General features: G+C 73.9%; 17 protein-coding genes. 14 read left to right on the top strand and 3 right to left on the bottom strand.

The features are described from left to right. Window positions 1–1184 precede the first annotated feature (1184 nt). The 8 genes from ACZ573_RS13225 (at window position 1185) to ACZ573_RS13190 (ending at window position 9144) form a co-directional block, all read left to right on the top strand. Window positions 1185–2138 carry a TauD/TfdA dioxygenase family protein gene (locus tag ACZ573_RS13225; protein WP_471302968.1) on the top strand — a complete coding sequence of 318 codons (954 nt, stop codon included), beginning with the start codon at window positions 1185–1187 and terminating at the stop codon, window positions 2136–2138. Between the two features lie 21 nt (window positions 2139–2159). Continuing rightward, window positions 2160–2732, top strand: a complete 573-nt coding sequence (ssuE, locus tag ACZ573_RS13220; protein WP_351154441.1) for an NADPH-dependent FMN reductase — start codon at window positions 2160–2162, stop codon at window positions 2730–2732. Between the two features lie 41 nt (window positions 2733–2773). Further along, a complete protein-coding gene (locus ACZ573_RS13215) occupies window positions 2774–3808 on the top strand; it encodes an ABC transporter substrate-binding protein (protein ID WP_471302965.1) in 1035 nt (344 codons plus the stop codon). Between the two features lie 6 nt (window positions 3809–3814). Then, window positions 3815–4636, top strand: a complete 822-nt coding sequence (locus ACZ573_RS13210; protein ID WP_301365660.1) for an ABC transporter ATP-binding protein — start codon at window positions 3815–3817, stop codon at window positions 4634–4636. Between the two features lie 386 nt (window positions 4637–5022). Then, a complete protein-coding gene (locus tag ACZ573_RS13205) occupies window positions 5023–5784 on the top strand; it encodes an ABC transporter permease (protein ID WP_471303316.1) in 762 nt (253 codons plus the stop codon). 98 nt (window positions 5785–5882) lie between these two features. Next, a complete protein-coding gene (locus tag ACZ573_RS13200; protein WP_471302963.1) occupies window positions 5883–7214 on the top strand; it encodes an LLM class flavin-dependent oxidoreductase in 1332 nt (443 codons plus the stop codon). Next, on the top strand, window positions 7211–8794 hold the full coding sequence (locus tag ACZ573_RS13195) for an FAD-dependent oxidoreductase (RefSeq protein ID WP_471302961.1): 1584 nt from the start codon (window positions 7211–7213) through the stop codon (window positions 8792–8794). Before ACZ573_RS13200 ends, ACZ573_RS13195 begins: the two co-directional genes overlap by 4 nt. Beyond that, complete coding sequence (locus ACZ573_RS13190; protein WP_471302958.1) at window positions 8791–9144, top strand: 4Fe-4S dicluster domain-containing protein; 354 nt, start codon at window positions 8791–8793, stop codon at window positions 9142–9144. Before ACZ573_RS13195 ends, ACZ573_RS13190 begins: the two co-directional genes overlap by 4 nt. Window positions 9145–9220: 76 nt before the next feature. On the opposite strand, the gene ACZ573_RS13185 is transcribed toward ACZ573_RS13190, so the two are convergent. Together ACZ573_RS13185 and ACZ573_RS13180 are read right to left on the bottom strand one after the other, a co-directional pair. After that, window positions 9221–10141 carry an NADP-dependent oxidoreductase gene (locus ACZ573_RS13185; protein ID WP_471302956.1) on the bottom strand — a complete coding sequence of 307 codons (921 nt, stop codon included), beginning with the start codon at window positions 10139–10141 and terminating at the stop codon, window positions 9221–9223. A gap of 42 nt (window positions 10142–10183) precedes the next feature. Beyond that, window positions 10184–10903 (bottom strand): DUF2470 domain-containing protein, encoded by a 720-nt coding sequence (locus ACZ573_RS13180; protein ID WP_471302954.1) that lies wholly within the window; start codon window positions 10901–10903, stop codon window positions 10184–10186. Between the two features lie 155 nt (window positions 10904–11058). On the opposite strand from ACZ573_RS13180, the gene ACZ573_RS13175 reads away from it, so the two are divergent. From ACZ573_RS13175 to ACZ573_RS13160, 4 genes are all read left to right on the top strand, one after another. Beyond that, entirely contained in the window at window positions 11059–11454 is a 396-nt protein-coding gene (locus ACZ573_RS13175) for a cell division protein SepF (protein ID WP_030012729.1), read from the top strand. Window positions 11455–11782: 328 nt separating this feature from the next. After that, entirely contained in the window at window positions 11783–13084 is a 1302-nt protein-coding gene (locus tag ACZ573_RS13170) for an AAA family ATPase (RefSeq protein ID WP_471303314.1), read from the top strand. 86 nt (window positions 13085–13170) lie between these two features. Beyond that, window positions 13171–13512 (top strand): nucleotide pyrophosphohydrolase, encoded by a 342-nt coding sequence (locus tag ACZ573_RS13165; protein ID WP_471303311.1) that lies wholly within the window; start codon window positions 13171–13173, stop codon window positions 13510–13512. A gap of 123 nt (window positions 13513–13635) precedes the next feature. Beyond that, window positions 13636–14121, top strand: a complete 486-nt coding sequence (locus tag ACZ573_RS13160) for a DUF6099 family protein (RefSeq protein WP_471302952.1) — start codon at window positions 13636–13638, stop codon at window positions 14119–14121. 44 nt (window positions 14122–14165) lie between these two features. On the opposite strand, the gene ACZ573_RS13155 is transcribed toward ACZ573_RS13160, so the two are convergent. Further along, window positions 14166–14420, bottom strand: a complete 255-nt coding sequence (locus ACZ573_RS13155; RefSeq protein ID WP_471302949.1) for a hypothetical protein — start codon at window positions 14418–14420, stop codon at window positions 14166–14168. A gap of 203 nt (window positions 14421–14623) precedes the next feature. Between ACZ573_RS13155 and ACZ573_RS13150 the strand changes: the two genes are divergently transcribed. Both ACZ573_RS13150 and mmuM read left to right on the top strand, forming a co-directional pair. Further along, window positions 14624–15547: an LLM class F420-dependent oxidoreductase gene (locus tag ACZ573_RS13150; protein WP_471302946.1), complete on the top strand. Its 924-nt coding sequence runs from the start codon at window positions 14624–14626 to the stop codon at window positions 15545–15547. 14 nt (window positions 15548–15561) lie between these two features. After that, window positions 15562–16467, top strand: coding sequence for a homocysteine S-methyltransferase (mmuM, locus tag ACZ573_RS13145; RefSeq protein ID WP_471302944.1), 906 nt, complete (start codon window positions 15562–15564; stop codon window positions 16465–16467). Window positions 16468–16558: the final 91 nt, after the last annotated feature.

The following is a 16558-nucleotide window of genomic DNA, read 5'->3' as shown; positions in this document are numbered from 1 at the left end:
GTGGGGGCTTCGGTGGTATAAGCTGTGTGGGGTTTTGTCCCTGGTCGCGCGGTGGCGGGTGGGCGGTTAGGCCGAGGGGGGGGGGGGAAGGGGGGGGTGGCGTGGGCGGCCGGCCGCCCCCCCCCCCCCCCCCCGGTACGTCGCGAGGCCGGACGGCCGGGCCCGGTGGGGTCGGGGGCACCGCCCAGGTGGCTCCGGGATCCGGCCTGATCGGCAGGGCCGCCATGGGGCGTGGCCGCCGCACCGGAGCGGTGGCGGGGCGTACCCGCGCGACGCGACCACGCGGCCGGCACCTCATCGCCCGGACTCCGTCCGGGGGACCCCCAGGTTGTCGGGCGCGCCCGAGTACGTCCGGTACACGGGCGGCCCTCCGCCTTGCGAGGCACGGCGCCAGACGCCGCAACCCGGCAAACCTTCCCGGCCACAGCACTAGGGCACGGGCTCCGCGGGCGGAGAGCGGGGCGGATCCCGGCGAACGCGTGGCGGCCGCATTGCGGGGCCATGAAATCCGGCCACGCTTTTCGGCCGCCGGGGTGGGTCCGCGGACGGGGCGAGGGGTGAGGGAAAGCGCAGGTCGTAGGGGGTGTGCGGGGTGGACGTGGGGGCAGGCGAGGGGTGCGTCCGGCGGCCGCGGTCGGGGGTTGACCCCCGCCGGGGCCGCTGACACGCTCCGGGACATGTCCGCGAACGCACTCCTCGCCCCGCGGCTCCACACCACCGGCCTCTGTACCGAGCCGGGCGCGTGTCCGGGCCGCTGTCCGGCCCTCGGCCGCGCCTGACGCCGCCGAGCCGGCGCCCCGCCTGACCGGCCCGCCCGGTCCCGGCCCGCGTCGGTGCCCCTGTGGGGCGCCGCCCCGCAGGGTCCCTCCGGGCCACGCCCGCCCGACCCCGCTCCCGTCCGGTGGTGCACCTCCAGGGGTGGTGCACCACCGGGACGCTCCGTGCCAGGGCGGCGCGACGTCGCCCTCCCGGGTTCCGGGCGAGGGCCGGGGCCCGGCAGGGGCCGCCCGAGGGACCTCCGCGGCCTCGGGCGGCCGGCTCCGCACCACCTCGCATCCCCACCACCGTGCACCCGTACTCGTCACCGCACCCGTACCGCTCGGCGCAGCGCAGCGCCCGGTCACTCCGTAACGCCATTTCTTCCGCTGCGGAAGTAATCCCGCGGCCCCGACCAGGGAGTCCTCATGGCCACTGCCACCACCTCCACCACCGTCACCAGGATCGGCGGCCGCATCGGTGCCGAGCTCGGCGGCGTCAAGCTCGGCGGCGACCTGCCCGCCGGCACCGTCGCCGAGATCCGGGCCGCCCTCCTCGCCCACAAGGTCGTCTTCTTCCGCGGCCAGGACCACCTCGACGAGGCCGGTCACGAGGCCTTCGCCCAGCTGCTCGGCGCGCCCGTCGCGCACCCCACCGTCCCCTCCGCGGACGGCCGTTACGCCCTCGGCATCGACTCCCACCACGGCGCCCGCGCCAACCAGTGGCACACCGACGTCACCTTCGTCCCCGCCTACCCCGCCTTCTCCATCCTCCGCGCCGTCACCATCCCCCCGTACGGCGGCAACACCCTCTGGGCCAACACGGCCACCGCCTACAGCAACCTCCCCGAGCCGCTCCGCGCCCTCGCAGACAGCCTGCGCGCCGTCCACTCCAACGAGTACGACTACGCCGCCCTCAAGCCCGACGCCCTGCCCGAGGCCTTGGCCCAGTACCGCGAGGTGTTCACCTCCACCAAGTTCCTCACCGAGCACCCGGTGGTCCGCGTCCACCCCGAGACCGGCGAACGCACCCTGCTCCTCGGCAACTTCGTCCAGCGGATCAACGGCCTGACCGGCCGTGACTCCCGCGCCCTCCAGGACCTCTTCCAGGCGCACATCGAGAGCCCCGAGAACACCGTCCGCTGGCAGTGGCGGGCCGGCGACGTCGCGATCTGGGACAACCGCGCCACCCAGCACTACGGCGTGGACGACTCCGACGACCACGAGCGCACCCTGCGCCGCGTCACCGTCGACGGCGACGTCCCGGTCGGCCCCGACGGCGAGCCCTCCCGGCTGATCAGCCCGGAGGCCGTCCCGGACCCCTCCTTCGGCATCGCGTCCGGCGCCTCCACGTCCGACGCCTACGCCGCCACCTCCGCCTGACGACATCCAAGGAGCGCCCCCGTGCCCAACCTGCTCGCCATCACCGGCAGCCCCTCCGCCCACTCCCGTACCGCCGTCGTCGCCGATCACGTACTGCGCCGCCTGTCCCACTCCGGCTTCGAAACCGCGCACCTGTCCGTGCGCGAGCTCCCCGCCGCCGACCTCCTCGCCGCCCGCCGCGGCGAGCCCGAGATCCGCCGGGCGCTCGAAGCCGTCGCCGAGGCCGACGGCCTGGTCATCGCGACGCCGGTCTACAAGGCCTCGTACACCGGACTGCTCAAGGCCTTCCTCGACCTGCTCCCGCAGGACGGCCTCGACGGCAAGACCGTCCTGCCGCTGGCCACCGGCGGCAGCCTCGCCCACGTCCTGACCATCGACTACGCCCTGCGCCCGGTGCTCGCCGCCCTCGGCGCCCGGCACGTCACCGCCGGCCGGTTCGTCCTGGACTCCTCCGTCGAGCGCGGAGCGGGCCCCGACCGGCTGCGGCCCGAGGCCGAACTCGACCTCTACCAGGCCGTCGACGAGTTCGCCGCGGCACTTCGCTCGGCCCCCGCCACCGCCGTCACCGCCGCCGCCCTCACCACCACCCCGTAAGACCGCCGCCACCACGCGACCCGCACCGACAAGGAACCGTCATGCCCGCAGCCTTCACCTCGACCACCACCTCCCGACGCCAGTTCCTCGCCCTGCTCGGCATCTCGGCGGCCGCGGTGAGCTGCGGCACGGCCACCGCGCGCAGCGGCGGTTCCGGCGCCCAGGTCAAGACCCTGAAGTACCAGGGCTCGGTCGGCGCCGTCACGCTCCCCGAACTCGCGGCCGACCTCGGATACCTGGGCGACCTCAAGCTGGAGTGGGTCGGCAACACCATCAGCGGCCCGCAGGACATCCAGTCCGCCGCCACCGGCCAGACCCACTTCGGCGGCGCCTTCAACGGCGCGATCGTCAAGCTCGCCTCCAGCAAGGCCCCCATCAAGGCCGTCATCTCCTACTACGGCGTCGACGAGTACTCGTACAGCGGCTACTACGTCCTGGAGGACAGCCCGATCCGCTCCGCCCGCGACCTCCTCGGCAAGAAGGTCGGCATGAACACCCTGGGCGCGCACTCCCAGGCCGTCCTCGACATCTACCTGAGCCGCAACGGCCTCGCCAAGGCCGACTCGTCCAAGGTCGAGTCCCTCGTCGTGCCGCCCGTCAACACCGACCAGGTGCTGCGCCAGAAGCAGATCGACGTGGGCGTGCTGGGCGGGATCCTGCGCGACAAGGCCGTGGCGGGCGGCGGGATCAGACCGCTGTTCAGCGACTTCGACCTGCTCGGCAAGTTCAGTGCCGGCTCCTACATCATGACCGAACGGTTCATCAAGGAGAACCCGGACACCGTACGGACCTTCGTGACGGGCGTGGCCAAGGCCATCGAGTGGGCCCGCACCACCCCGCGCGAGGAGGTCATCGCGCGGCAGACCGAGATCGTCAAGAAGCGCGGCCGCAACGAGGACACCGCCACCCTCCAGTACTGGCGCTCGTACGGCGTCGCCGAGACGGGCGGCCGGATCGAGGACAAGGAGTTCCAGCTCTGGCTCGACTGGCTCGGCCAGCGCGGCGAGATCAAGCAGGGGCAGCTGCGTCCCGCCGACCTCTACACCAATGAGTTCAACGGCTTCGGGAAGGGCTGACCCGGCATGGCGAAGATCGTGTTCGAGGAAGTGACCAAGACCTTCCCCACCAAGGACAAGAAGAACAAGGAGCAGTTCACCGCGCTCGACGGCATCGACCTGGAGATCGAGGCGGGGGAGTTCGTGGTGGTCGTGGGCCCCAGCGGCTGCGGCAAGTCCACCCTCCTGGACCTGCTCGGCGGGCTGACCAGGCCGTCGTCCGGGCGGATCCTGCTCGACGGGAAGCCGATCACCGGGCCGGGGCTGGACCGGGGCATCGTCTTCCAGCAGTACGCCCTGCTGCCCTGGCGGACGGCGCTCGGCAATGTGGAATTCGGCCTGGAGGCGACCGGCGTCCCGCGCCGCGAACGGGGCGCGAGGGCCCGGGAGTTCCTGGATCTCGTCGGCCTCACCGGCTTCGAGGACCGGCACCCGCACGAACTCTCCGGCGGTATGCGCCAGCGCGTCGCCATCGCCCGCTCGCTGGCGTACGACCCGGACGTGCTGCTCATGGACGAGCCGTTCGCCGCGCTCGACGCGCAGACCCGCGAGTCCCTCCAGGACGAGCTGCGGCGCATCTGGCAGCGCACCGGCAAGACCGTCGTGTTCATCACGCACGGCATCGAGGAGGCGGTCTACCTCGGCCAGAAGGTGGCCGTCATGACCTCCCGCCCGGGCCGCGTCAAGGAGATCGTCCCGGTCTCCTTCGGCGACCGCGGCGCCGGTTTCCAGGGCGAGGACCTGCGTTCCAGCCCCGAGTTCGCCCGCTATCGCCACGAGATCTGGACCCTGCTCCACGACGAGGTGGCCCGTGCTCAGCAACTGGAGAAGGAGGAGGCCACCGTATGACCACGAACGTCACCGCCCCCGCCACCGATGCCCCGGCCGGGCAGGAGGCGGTACGGGAGGACACGGCGCCCGCGGTTCCCGCATCCGCCGGCCGGGAGTCCCGCCGGGGGCGGCCCGGAGTCCCGGCGCTGCTGGCGCGCCGCCTGCGCAGCGCCGGCCGGGCGACCACGGCAACGGCATCCCCCCTTCCGGAGGCCCCTGCGGCCCCGGGGGCCCCCGTGGCCCCGGAGGCTTCTGCGACTCCGGCGGCCTCCGAGGCTCCCGCGGCCCCCGACGCTCCCGAAACCGGACCGGAGGCCGCACCTGCGCCGAAGGCCGGCTCCGCTCCCGGCGCGGGCCGGAGCGCCGGCAACGCCCCGTCCCCCGTCCGCAAGGCCGCTGCGGCGCTGGGCCGCGGGCTGCGCGCCGCCGCCCTCCGTTCGGCGGCCCTCGTCGCCCTGCTCGCCCTGTGGGAGACCGCCCCCCGCCTCGGCCTGGTCGACGCCACCTTCCTGCCGCCGGTCAGCGAGGTCGCCACGGCCTGGTGGGACCTGCTGGGCAACGGCCAGCTCGGCCAGCACACCCGGGCCAGTCTCGCCCGCTCCTTCGGCGGCTTCGGCATCGCCGTCGTCATCGCGGTCCCGCTCGGCCTGCTCATCGGCTGGTACCGGCCGGTCGCCGCGCTGCTGGGCCCCCTGCTGGAGGTGTTCCGCAACACCGCCGCACTGGCCCTGCTGCCCGTCTTCGTCCTGCTCCTCGGCATCGGCGAGACCTCGAAGGTCTCGATCGTCGTCTACGCCTGCCTCTGGCCGGTCCTGCTGAACACCATCAGCGCGGTGGGCAACGCGGACCCCACCCTGGTCAGACTGGCCCGCTCGATGGACCTGTCCACCCCGAGGCTCTTCCAGAAGGTGATCCTGCCGTCCTCCGTACCGGCCATCTTCACCGGCATCCGGCTGGCAGGCGCGGTCTCCATCCTCGTCCTGGTGGCCGCCGAGATGATCGGCGCCAAGGCGGGCCTCGGCTACCTGATCAACGCCTCGCAGTACAACTTCGCGATCCCGCAGATGTACGCGGGCATCATCACCATCTCCGCCGTGGGCGTGGCCTTCAACCAGCTCCTGGTCACGGTCGAACGCCGCCTGAGCACCTGGCGCGTCCCCGCCTGACGCCCGTCCCCGCCGTCCGGGCAGCCCCGCCGCCCCCGCCGCCCCCGCGCCGTCCGGGCCGCCACCGCACGCAACGCCACCGAACACAGGGAACAGCCATGACCGCGAACCGCACCCTCCACCTCAACGCCTTCCTGATGAACGCCGGCCACCACGACGCCGCCTGGCGCCACCCCGACAGCCGCCCCGAGCTGATCACCGACCTGCGGTACTTCCAGGACCTGGCCCGCACCGCCGAACGCGGACTGCTCGACTCCATCTTCTTCGCCGACGGGGTCGCCCTCTGGGGCAAGGCCCGCCACAACGCCCTCGGCGGATTCGAGCCGCTCACCCTGCTCTCCGCCATCGCCGCCGTCACCGAGCACATCGGGCTCATCGCCACCGTCTCCACGACCTTCAACGAGCCCTACAACCTGGCCCGCAAGTTCGCCTCCCTCGACCACATCAGCGGCGGCCGGGCCGGCTGGAACATCGTCACCTCCGGCACCGTCGACGAGGCCCGCAACTTCAACCGCGACGAGCACCTGGAGCACCACGTCCGCTACGAGCGGGCCCGCGAGTTCCTCGACGTCGCCACCAAGCTCTGGGACAGCTGGGAGGACGACGCGATCGTCCTCGACAAGGAGCGCGGCATCTACGCCGACACCGACAAGCTGCACCCCGCCGCCCACCGCGGCGAGCACTTCGGCGTCGCCGGTCCGCTCAACGTCCCGCGCTCCCCCCAGGGCTACCCGCTGCTCGTGCAGGCCGGCTCCTCCGAGGACGGCAAGGAGTTCGCGGCCCAGTACGCCGAGGCCGTCTTCACCGCCCAGCAGACCCTCGCCGACGGCCAGACCTTCTACAAGGACCTCAAGTCCCGCCTCGCCAAGTACGGCCGCGCCGAGAGCGACCTCCTCGTCCTGCCCGGCATCGCCCCCGTCATCGGATCCACCGAGGCCGAGGCGAAGGCCCTGGAGCAGCAGCTCACCGACCTCCAGGTGCCGGAGTACGGCCTCGCCCAGCTCTCCGGGATGCTGAACGTGGACCTCACCGGCCTGCCGCTGGACGGTCCGCTCCCGGACCTGCCCGAGGAGCGGGACATCAACGGCAACAAGAGCCGCTTCACCCTCGTCGCCGAGCTCGCCCGCCGCGACGGCCTGACCCTGCGCGAGCTGATCGCCCGCCTCGGCGCCGGCCGCGGTCACCGCGTCTTCGCCGGCACCCCCGAGCAGATCGCCGACCAGCTGGAGGAGTGGTTCACCCAGGGCGCCGCCGACGGCTTCAACATCATGGCGCCGGTCCTGCCCACCGGCCTGACCGCCTTCGTCGACCACGTCGTGCCGATCCTCCAGCGGCGCGGGCTCTTCCGCACCGAGTACACCGGCGCCACCCTCCGCGAGAACTACGGCCTCGCCCGGCCGGCCAACCGGCACACCCGGGAGGGCGTATGACCGAGTACGCCACCGACGTCCTCGTCGTCGGCGGCGGACCGGCCGCCACCTGGGCCGCCCTCAAGGCCGCCGAGACGGGGGCCCGGGTCGTCCTCGCCGACAAGGGCTACTGCGGAACGAGCGGCGCCACGGCCGCGGGCGGCACCGGCGTCTGGTACGTCCCGCCCGAGCCCGCCGCCCGGGAGGCCGCCATGGCCTCCCGGGAGGGTCTCGGCGGGTACCTGGCCGACCGCCGCTGGATGGCCCGGGTCCTCGACGAGACCTACGACCGGATGAACGAGCTGGCCACGCACGGCCGTTACCCGTTCCCCACCGGCCCCGACGGGCAGCCGCTCCGGGGCGGCCTGCAGGGCCCCGAGTACATGCGGCGGATGCGCATCCGGATCCGCCGGGCCGGGGTCCGCGTCCTCGACCACAGCCCGGTCACCGAGCTGCTCACCGACGCCGACGGGGCCGTCGCGGGCGCCGCCGGCTACCGCCGTCAGCTGCACGAGTCCTACCGGGTCCGGGCCGGCGCCGTGGTCCTCGCCACCGGCGGCTGCGCCTTCCTCAGCGGAGCCCTCGGCACCAACACCGACACCGGCGACGGCGCGCTCTTCGCCGCCGAGGCCGGGGCGGAGCTCTCCGGCATGGAGTTCTCCAACGCCTACGGGATCGCCCCCGAGGGCACCTCCGTCACCAAGACGGCCTTCTACTCCTTCGCCACCTTCTACCAGGAGGACGGCAGCGTCCTGGAAGGCGCGGCCAGCCAGGGCGGCCGCTCCGTGATCGCCCGCGAACTCCTCACCGGCGCCAAGGTGTACGCGCGCCTCGACCGCGCCGACGAAGGGGCCCGGGCCGCGATGCGCCTCGCGCAGCCCAACTTCTTCCTCACCTTCGACCGGCTCGGCATCGACCCCTTCACCGGCCGGTTCGCCGTCACCCTGCTCGCCGAGGGCACGGTCCGCGGCACCGGCGGCATCCGGATCACCGGTGACGACTGCGCCACCGGCGTCCCCGGGCTGTACGCCGCCGGGGACGCGGCCACCCGCGAGGAGATCTGCGGAGGCTTCACCGGAGGCGGCAGCCACAACGCCGCCTGGGCCATCTCCTCGGGCAGCTGGGCGGGCCGGGGCGCCGCCGGGCACGCCCTGTCCCTCGGCCCCGGCCGGGCCGCGGGCCGCCCCGTCACCGGCGCCGGCGGTGCGGGCCTGCGCCCGACGGGGAGAGCGGCCGCCGGACCGGACCACCGCGAGGCCGTGGCGCTCGTACAGCGGGAGGTGCTCCCCTACGACAAGAACTACCTCCGGCACGGCGAGGTCCTGACGGCTTCCCTGCGCACCCTCGACACGGCGTGGTCACAGCTGCGCGAGGGCCTGCACGGCGAGGGGGCCGACCTGGTCAGGGCCCGGCAGGCGGCGGCGATGACGGCGCACGCGCGGTGGATGTACGCGGCCGCCCTCGCCCGGTCCGAGACCCGGGGGATGGCCAAGCGCCTCGACCACCCGGACCAGGACCCGGCTCAGCACCACCGGATCCTGGCCGGCGGCCTGGACCGGGTGTGGACCAGGCCCGCGGCGAAGACGGTGGTGACGGCGTGATCGAACTCGTCTCGGCGGAGCGCTGCATCGCCTGCGACAAGTGTGTGGAGGTGTGCCCGACGGATGTCTTCGAACGGGGGCCCGAGGGGATTCCGCTGCTCGCACGGCAGGAGGACTGCCAGACCTGCTTCCTGTGCGAGGCGAACTGCCCGGTGGACGCTCTGTTCGTGGCTCCGCTGACCCGTCCCCTTCCGGAGGATCCGGCCGTACGGGACGAGGCGGGGCTGGCGAGCCGCGGGCTGCTCGGCAGCTACCGGCGCCACATCGGCTGGGGCGAAGGGCGGACTCCCGGATCGCTGCGGGCGATCGGGCCGCCGCTGGGCCGGTCCGCGCCGCCGATCACGTCCTGAGCGGGTGAGCGCCGCCGGAGCCCCGTGCTCCGGCGGCGCTCACGTGCGCCGCGGGGCCGGTCGGCCGGTCGGCGGGTCAGACGGTCAGGACGATCTTGCCGCGGGTGCGGCCCGCGGCGCTCAGCTCCCAGGCCCTGGCGGCCTCGGCGAGCGGCAGCGCGTGCTCCACGTTGACCGTGAGCTTCCCCGCGTCGGCCAGTTCCGCCAGGAAGGTCAGGTCGGCGGTGTCCGGGCGCACCCACAGCTGGTGGGCGCCCTTGGCGGCCGCGTTGTAGTCGGCGATGGAGACCACCCGGTGGCGTTCCCTGACCAGGGACTGGAGGGTCTCGACGACGTCGTCGCCGTAGAAGTCCAGGCCCGCGTCGACGCCGTCGGGCGCGAGCTCGCGGATCCGGTCCGCCAGTCCCTCCCCGTACAGCACGGGCTCCGCGCCGAGGGAGCGCAGGTAGTCGTGGTTGTGCGCGCCCGCCGTGCCGATGACCCGCAGGCCGAGCGCGACGGCGATCTGCACGCCGAAGGATCCGGTGCCGCCGGCCGCCGAGTGGATGACCACGGTCTCCCCGGCCTTGAGGCCGGCGCGGGTGAGGGACTGGTAGGCGGTGAGGCCGGCCAGCGGGAGGCCCGCAGCCTGCTCGAAGCTCAGCTCGCGGGGCTTGCGGGCGAGGGTGCGGACGGGGGCGGACACCAGCTCGGCGTACGTGCCGAGTTCGACCCACTCCTTGCGGACGTAGCCGTAGACCTCGTCACCGACGGCGTAGTCGAAGGTGTCCTCGCCGACCGCTTCGACGACTCCGGCCACGTCCCAGCCGGGTATGACCGGGTAGCGGACTTCGAGGATCGGGTCGAGGTATCCGGCGGCGAGCTTCCAGTCCACCGGGTTGACCCCGGCGGCCTTGACGCGGACGAGCACCTCGCCCGGGCCCACCTTGGGCTGCGGTACGTCAACGAGCTGGAGCGTGGCGGGAGTTCCGTATGTGCTGTATGTGATGGCCTTCATGATCGTCCCCAACGCGGGTCCGCGGCCGCGTATTCCGGCCCGTCAGGCCGGCAGGGAGTTGCGGTGCGAGCTCCGCCGGGCCGCGCTGAAGAGGGCCTGGATCTGGGTGCCGGCCTGCTCGACGTCGTCGAGGGGAGAGGGGAAGGGCAGCCGCGCGTCGCGGTGGCCGCGCCGCTCCTCCAGCCGCAGGGTGATCCCGTACCGGTCCATGGCGACCGGCAGCGCGCGGAGCACGGTGGCGGTGGGCAGCGGCCGGACCAGCCGCAGCAGCAGGGTCACCAGGTCGTGGTGGTCGTCGAGGAGGTGCGTGAGCATGCCCGCCTCGTACGGGGACAAGGGGTCGGGGCAGGCCGCGTCCAGCTCTTCGAGGCCGACGTGCGAGCGGCCTTCCGGGGTCTCCAGGACGGCCCGGTCGAATTCCATGCAGGTGGAGTCGGCGCCGGAGCCTTCGGCCAGGTCGGAGTAGGGGGTGAGCAGGCGGCCCAGCACGGTGACGCGGGCGCGCACCCGGTCCCGTACGGGGGTGGGGGCGATGTCGGTGAACTCCAGCCGGATCGACGGCCGGTACTCGGACTCGCCGCCGGGCTCGGCGGGGTGCAGGTGCAGCCGTCCCATCGGGTCGCCGCCGTCGAGGTGGCGGACCTCGGAGCGCAGCCCGTCGGTGACCACGGTCATGGAGTGGGCGGCGGTCAGGATCGACCGGATGCGCTCGGCATCGGTGGGCCGGTCGGCCGGGGTGGCGGGGGCACCGAACAGGCGCATGCGGATCTCTCCTCGTTCGAGTGACTTAGGTATGCCTAACCTAACTCATCTGCCTCTCCGAGAGTACCCGTCACGCTCGTGTCGTTGTTGGGCTGAACGGGTGAAACGCGAGAGGATGGGGGGATGCACATGAAGCGCACGGCCGAGGCGGCCCGGTGAGCAGGTACGACGTCACCGACGAACAGTGGGAGGGGCTCGCGCAGGTGGTCCCCCTGCGCAGTCGCAACGAATGGCCCTCCCGGGTGGACCACCGCACGATCCCGACGGCGCCCGGGGCGTCGGCGGCGGAGCAGCGGCGCTTCGTGGTGATCAGAGTTCAGATCTTCGCGGACGCTCGGGAGGTGGCGGAGTACCTGATCGCGCAGATCCCGGTCCTGCTCGACCTCACCGGGGCGGACAGCGAAGTGGCCAAGCGCATCCTGGACTTCAGCAGCGGCGTGGTCTTCGGCCTGGGCAGCGGGATGCACCGGGTGGACCGGAACGTCTTCCTGCTCGCGCCGGTGGGGACCGAGGTCGAGGGGATCGCGGCCGCGGCCGTCCCCCGATCGTAGGAAGGTCCCCGCGAGGGAACGGTTCGCCGGAGCCACGGGGGGTCCGGCGGGCCGTACCGTCCCGCGCATGGACGCCACCCTGGACGCGGCAACGGCGGGGCGCACGGCCGCCGTCGTCGTCGCGTTAGCCGATACCCGAACCGACTGCCCCGACGAGGCCGGACGACCGGACGGCGGCCGGCTCGCCACGGCGCCCCCGGCCCCACCCACCCCACCCGACGCACCGACCACGTCCGTGGCTTCCGGGGCTCCCGCGATCTCCGCGACCTCTGCGGCATCCTCGGCTTCCCGGGTCGCCGCCGTGACCGGCCCACGCCCCGTTCCCGCCATGGCGGCACCCGCGGCCCCGACTCGGCCCGGCCCTGCCGCTGCGGCACCCGCAGCCTCGGCTCCGCAGGGGCCTGTCGGGGTGGCGGCCGGGGTCGCCGACGACACGGTCGAGCCGTCGCAGGCGAGCCTCCGCGTCTCCGGTCGTCCTGCCGAGCCCGCGCAGCGGCAGCCGCGGCAGCCGCGGCCCGTGGTCACCGAGCTGAGGCTCTCCGCCTTCGGGCCGCACCGCTCGGCGGTCTTCCCGCTCGGCCCCCTCACCCTCTTCGCCGGGCCGAGCGGCAGCGGCAAGTCCCACGCCCTGGCCGCCTACCAGGCCCTGGCCGGGCTGGGCTCCGGGGCGACCCTGGAGGAGGCCTTCCCGGATCCGCGCGCCCGCATCCCCGACCGGGCCGTCCCCGACGCGCAGCGCCGGCGCGGGTTCCGCCTCGGCTGCACCGTGGACGGACCCGTCGGCCCGGTCCGGCTCGACCTCGCCGTCCAGGCCGAGCCCACGCTGCGGATCGTCGGCGAACGGCTCTCGCAGGACGGGCAGATCCTGCTCTCCACCGCCCTGCGCGACCCCGGCCGGCGCTCGGTCCAGGCCGCCTGGCTGACCGGCGGCGCCGTCGGCGCCACCAGGGCCCCGCTGCCCGACGACCGGCTCGGCACGGCACTGCTCCCGCTCCGCGTCGCCGGTTCCACCGCGGGCCAGCGCCAGGTCCTGGCCGCCGCCGAGCAGGTGGTCGTTGCCCTGCGCGCGGTCTTCCCGTGCGACCCCCGCCCGGACCGGATGCGCGCCGCCGTCCCGCCGGGCGAGGGCCGGCTGCTGGGCGACTGCGCCAACCTGGCCGACGTGCTGCGCCGGACCCGCAGCGAATGCGGCACCCGCCACGCGCTGCTCGCGCAGGCGGCCCGCACCGGCTGCGCGGGGGCCGTCACGGGGCTGGACGTACGGGCTCCCGCGGGCGGCGGCCCCGTCGCGGCGGTCCTGGACCGCGGCCCCGGCCGGCCCGCCACGGAGCTGGCCCGGCTGGGCGCGGGCGAACTCCGCTTCCTCGCGCTGGCGCTGGTCCTGCTGACCGGGCCGGGGGTGCTGGCCATGGATCCGGCGGCCGAACTGCTCTCCGCGCGGCAGGCGCTGACGGTGCTGGCCGACGGCTTCGACCGGGGCCTCGACCGGCGGCAGAGCGCCGAGCTGCTGCGCCTTGCCCTGCTGTCCTGCGGCCGTGGCCACATCCGGCTGGTGGCGGAGGTGGGGGAGGGGACGGCCGCGTCCGCCCGCGACCTCCCGGGCGTCGCGATGGTAGACCTGAGGGCATGAACGAGACGCAGGAACAGCCCGAGCGGAGGCCGGAAACCCCCGAGGGGCGGACCGGTGGGCGGCCCGACGAGCGGCCCGACGAGCGGCTGGACCGACTGCAGCGCCGGCTCGCGCAGTTCGCGGCGGCGCGCGGCTGGGAGCCGTACCACACGCCCAAGAACCTGGCGGTGGCGCTCAGTGTGGAGGCGGCCGAACTGGTCGAAATCTTCCAGTGGCTGACACCCGAGCAGTCGGCGAAGGTCATGGAGAAACCGGAATCGGCCCACCGGGTGGCCGATGAGGTGGCCGACGTGCTCGCGTATCTGCTGCAGTTCTGTGAGGTTCTCGGGGTTGATGTGCTGGATGCGCTCGCCGCGAAGATCGAGAGGAACGAACTCCGCTTCCCCGTGCCGGGTGCACCGACACCGAATCGTCACTCTTCGGAGTGATGGACTCATCCACAATCACGTTTGTGTCCACATTTTCCGAATACCCCTGGCTTTACTGGCTCATTGCCCTCACTCTGGGTAGTGGTGAGGACGGCGGAATGTCGTGCGGACGGGGGACGGCATATGGATGCGGTACGGCTCATCGCGGCCGGTCGGCACGCGCTGGCACAGAGTGGGGCCGCGTGGGACATCGTGGGCGAGGCCTGGCAGGCCCAGGCGCTCGCCCAGGGCATAGGCGGCTATCTGGCGGTCACCGGACCGCCGGAGCTGAGATCGGAGGCACGGGGACTGGGGGAAGCGGGAGGCAGAGGCTGCGGGGTGCTCGACCGGGCGGCCCTGCGCGGAGAGGGCAGCGCGCCCGAGTATCCGCCGCGGGCCGCGCAGTTGAGCGAGGTGTCGGATGTCCGGCAGGCGCTGCTCGGACTCCAGGCGCTGCTGGGTGAAGTGGGGATAGCCCTGGTCGGGGTGGCCTGCGGGACGGACGACGAGGCCCTGTACTGGCAGTGCATAGAGTCGATCGACGCGGCCGACGAGTCGAGCGACCGGGTGCGGGCGATCCTGCGCCGCATGGCGGTCCGCGAGCGGGGGTCGGCCTCGGGCGTGGCCTGAGGGCGGCACAGAGGGTCCCGTCGTGCGCGGCGGGACCCGCACGGTCAGGACGAGCGGTAGGACGGGCGCTCGCCCTCGGGGGTGCGGTCCGTGGAGGCCTGGAGATCGGCGTCGAGCCGGGACAGGTCGGCGTTCAGCGCGGCCATCAGTTCTTCCATCTGCTGCAGCAGGCCCTTCGGCGCGCCGCCGCCCTGGGCGGGTACCACGGGCTCCTGACCTGCCTGGTCGTGTGCTGCCTGCGCTGCCTGTCCGGTCGCTCCTGTGTGTCGGTGGGTCTCCGGCACGGCCTCGTGGGACATGGCGGCCTCCTCGGCCCTGGCCCTTCCAGGGCGGAAGGGGGCGGTGGACGCCCCGGCGGGACGCCGGCGGCGCGCGGGCCGGGCGGTCCGGCTCCGTCCGAGCCAACGATCTCCGTCCGGGCTGGTCACTGGCGGGCCCGGGGGTGGACCGTCCGGTTGACGGAGATTCACCCTGCCGGGGCGGGAAGTGCAGGATGGGAGGTATGGACCTCCGCATTTTCACCGAGCCCCAGCAGGGTGCGAGCTACGACACCCTCCTGACCGTCGCCAAGGCCACCGAGGACCTGGGCTTCGACGCGTTCTTCCGCTCCGACCACTACGTGCGCATGGGATCTGCCGACGGCCTGCCCGGCCCCACCGACGCCTGGATCACCCTCGCGGGCCTGGCCCGGGAGACCAAGCGGATCCGCCTCGGCACGCTGATGACGGCAGGAACCTTCCGGCTGCCCGGAGTCCTCGCCATCCAGGTGGCCCAGGTCGACCAGATGTCCGGCGGCCGCATCGAACTGGGCCTCGGCGCGGGCTGGTTCGAGCAGGAGCACAAGGCGTACGGGATCCCCTTCCCGGCGGACCGGATGTCCCGCCTGGAGGAGCAGCTGGCCATCGTCACCGGCCTGTGGGCCACCGAGGCCGGCGCCACCTTCGACTACGCGGGCAAGCACTACCAGGTGGAGAACTCGCCCGCGCTCCCCAAGCCCGCCCAGGCCAAGGTCCCCGTCCTCATCGGCGGCCACGGAGCCAAGCGCACCCCGCGGCTCGCCGCCCGGTACGCCGACGAGTTCAACATGCCCTTCGCGTCGATCGCCGACAGCGAGCGGCAGTTCGCCCGGGTCCGGGAGGCCGCCGAAGAAGCCGGCCGCAAGGCCGACGACCTCCGCTACTCCAACGCCCTCGTCGTCTGCGTGGGCAAGGACGACGCCGAGGTGGCCCGCCGGGCCGCCGCCATCGGCCGTGACGTCGACGAGCTCAAGGCCAACGGCCTGGCCGGCTCCCCGGCCGAGGTCGTGGAGAAGATCGGCGCCTACGGCGCCGCCGGCTCCTCCCGCGTCTACCTCCAGCTGCTCGACCTCGACGACCTGGACCACCTGGAGCTGATCTCCGCCCAGGTGCTCTCCCAGCTCCGCTAGGAAGGCGGCGACCCATGCGCGCGTCCGGCCCGCTCGGCGAAGCCCTGGCCCGCGGGGCCGTGCTCCTGGACGGCGGGCTCAGCAACCAGCTCGCCGCCCAGGGCTGCGACCTGTCCGGCGACCTCTGGTCGGGCCGGGTGCTCGCCGAGCACCCGGAGCAGGTGGCGGCCGCCCACACGGCGTACGCCCGGGCCGGCGCCGAGGTACTGATCACCGCCAGTTACCAGGTCGGCTACGAGGCCTTCGCCGCCCACGGCCACGACCGCGCCGAGACCACCGCCCTGCTGCGGCAGAGCGTGCGCCTGGCCGCCCGGGCGGCCGAGGCCGCCGGCCACGAGGTGTGGGTGGCCGCCTCCGTGGGCCCGTACGGAGCGGTCCTCGCGGACGGCTCCGAGTACCGCGGCCGGTACGGGCTGAGCGTGCGCGAGCTCGCCGCCTTCCACCGCCCCCGCATCGAGGCCCTGCTCGCCGCCGGCCCCGACGTCCTGGCCGTGGAGACCGTCCCCGACAGCGACGAGGCCGAGGCGCTGCTCAGCGTCCTCGCCGAGACCGGCGCACCCGCCTGGCTCTCGTACACGGTGGCCGCCGGCCGCACGCGGGCCGGACAGCCCCTCGGCGAGGCCTTCGCCCTCGCCGCCGCCTCTCCGGGGGTCATCGCGGTCGGCGTCAACTGCTGCGACCCGGCCGATGTCCTGCCCGCGCTGGAGGCGGCGGCCGGCGAGACCGCCAAACCCCTCGTGGCCTACCCCAACGACGGCTCGGTCTGGGACGCGGCCACCCGCACCTGGCGCGCCCCCGGCACCCCCGTCCCCTGGCCCACGCGGGCCTGGTACACCACCGGCGCCCGCCTCATCGGCGGCTGCTGCCGCATCGGCCCGGCCCGGATCGCCGACCTGGCCCGGACCCTCCGCGCCGGCTGACGGTCACAGCCGCCCCGATGTGCCGGAGCACGGGGACGAGGCGTGTCACGGCGTGGGGAAAATCCCTGGTCGGCGGGGAGGGCCACGGACG

The sequence above is a fragment of the Streptomyces sp. NPDC040545 genome, assembly GCF_055595065.1.
This window is presented reverse-complemented; position numbering and strand designations above follow the sequence as displayed.

Bases quoted from the DNA above. Each gene is read 5' to 3' on its own strand.
- ACZ573_RS13225 (WP_471302968.1), top strand. From the start codon at position 1,185: ATGGCCACTGCCACCACCTCCACCACCGTCACCAGGATCGGCGGCCGC.
- ACZ573_RS13215 (WP_471302965.1), top strand. From the start codon at position 2,774: ATGCCCGCAGCCTTCACCTCGACCACCACCTCCCGACGCCAGTTCCTC.
- ACZ573_RS13210 (WP_301365660.1), top strand. From the start codon at position 3,815: ATGGCGAAGATCGTGTTCGAGGAAGTGACCAAGACCTTCCCCACCAAG.
- ACZ573_RS13200 (WP_471302963.1), top strand. From the start codon at position 5,883: ATGACCGCGAACCGCACCCTCCACCTCAACGCCTTCCTGATGAACGCC.
- ACZ573_RS13195 (WP_471302961.1), top strand. From the start codon at position 7,211: ATGACCGAGTACGCCACCGACGTCCTCGTCGTCGGCGGCGGACCGGCC.
- ACZ573_RS13185 (WP_471302956.1), bottom strand. From the start codon at position 10,141: ATGAAGGCCATCACATACAGCACATACGGAACTCCCGCCACGCTCCAG.
- ACZ573_RS13180 (WP_471302954.1), bottom strand. From the start codon at position 10,903: ATGCGCCTGTTCGGTGCCCCCGCCACCCCGGCCGACCGGCCCACCGAT.
- ACZ573_RS13170 (WP_471303314.1), top strand. From the start codon at position 11,783: ATGGCGGCACCCGCGGCCCCGACTCGGCCCGGCCCTGCCGCTGCGGCA.
- ACZ573_RS13160 (WP_471302952.1), top strand. From the start codon at position 13,636: ATGGATGCGGTACGGCTCATCGCGGCCGGTCGGCACGCGCTGGCACAG.
- ACZ573_RS13155 (WP_471302949.1), bottom strand. From the start codon at position 14,420: ATGTCCCACGAGGCCGTGCCGGAGACCCACCGACACACAGGAGCGACC.
- ACZ573_RS13150 (WP_471302946.1), top strand. From the start codon at position 14,624: ATGGACCTCCGCATTTTCACCGAGCCCCAGCAGGGTGCGAGCTACGAC.
- mmuM (WP_471302944.1), top strand. From the start codon at position 15,562: ATGCGCGCGTCCGGCCCGCTCGGCGAAGCCCTGGCCCGCGGGGCCGTG.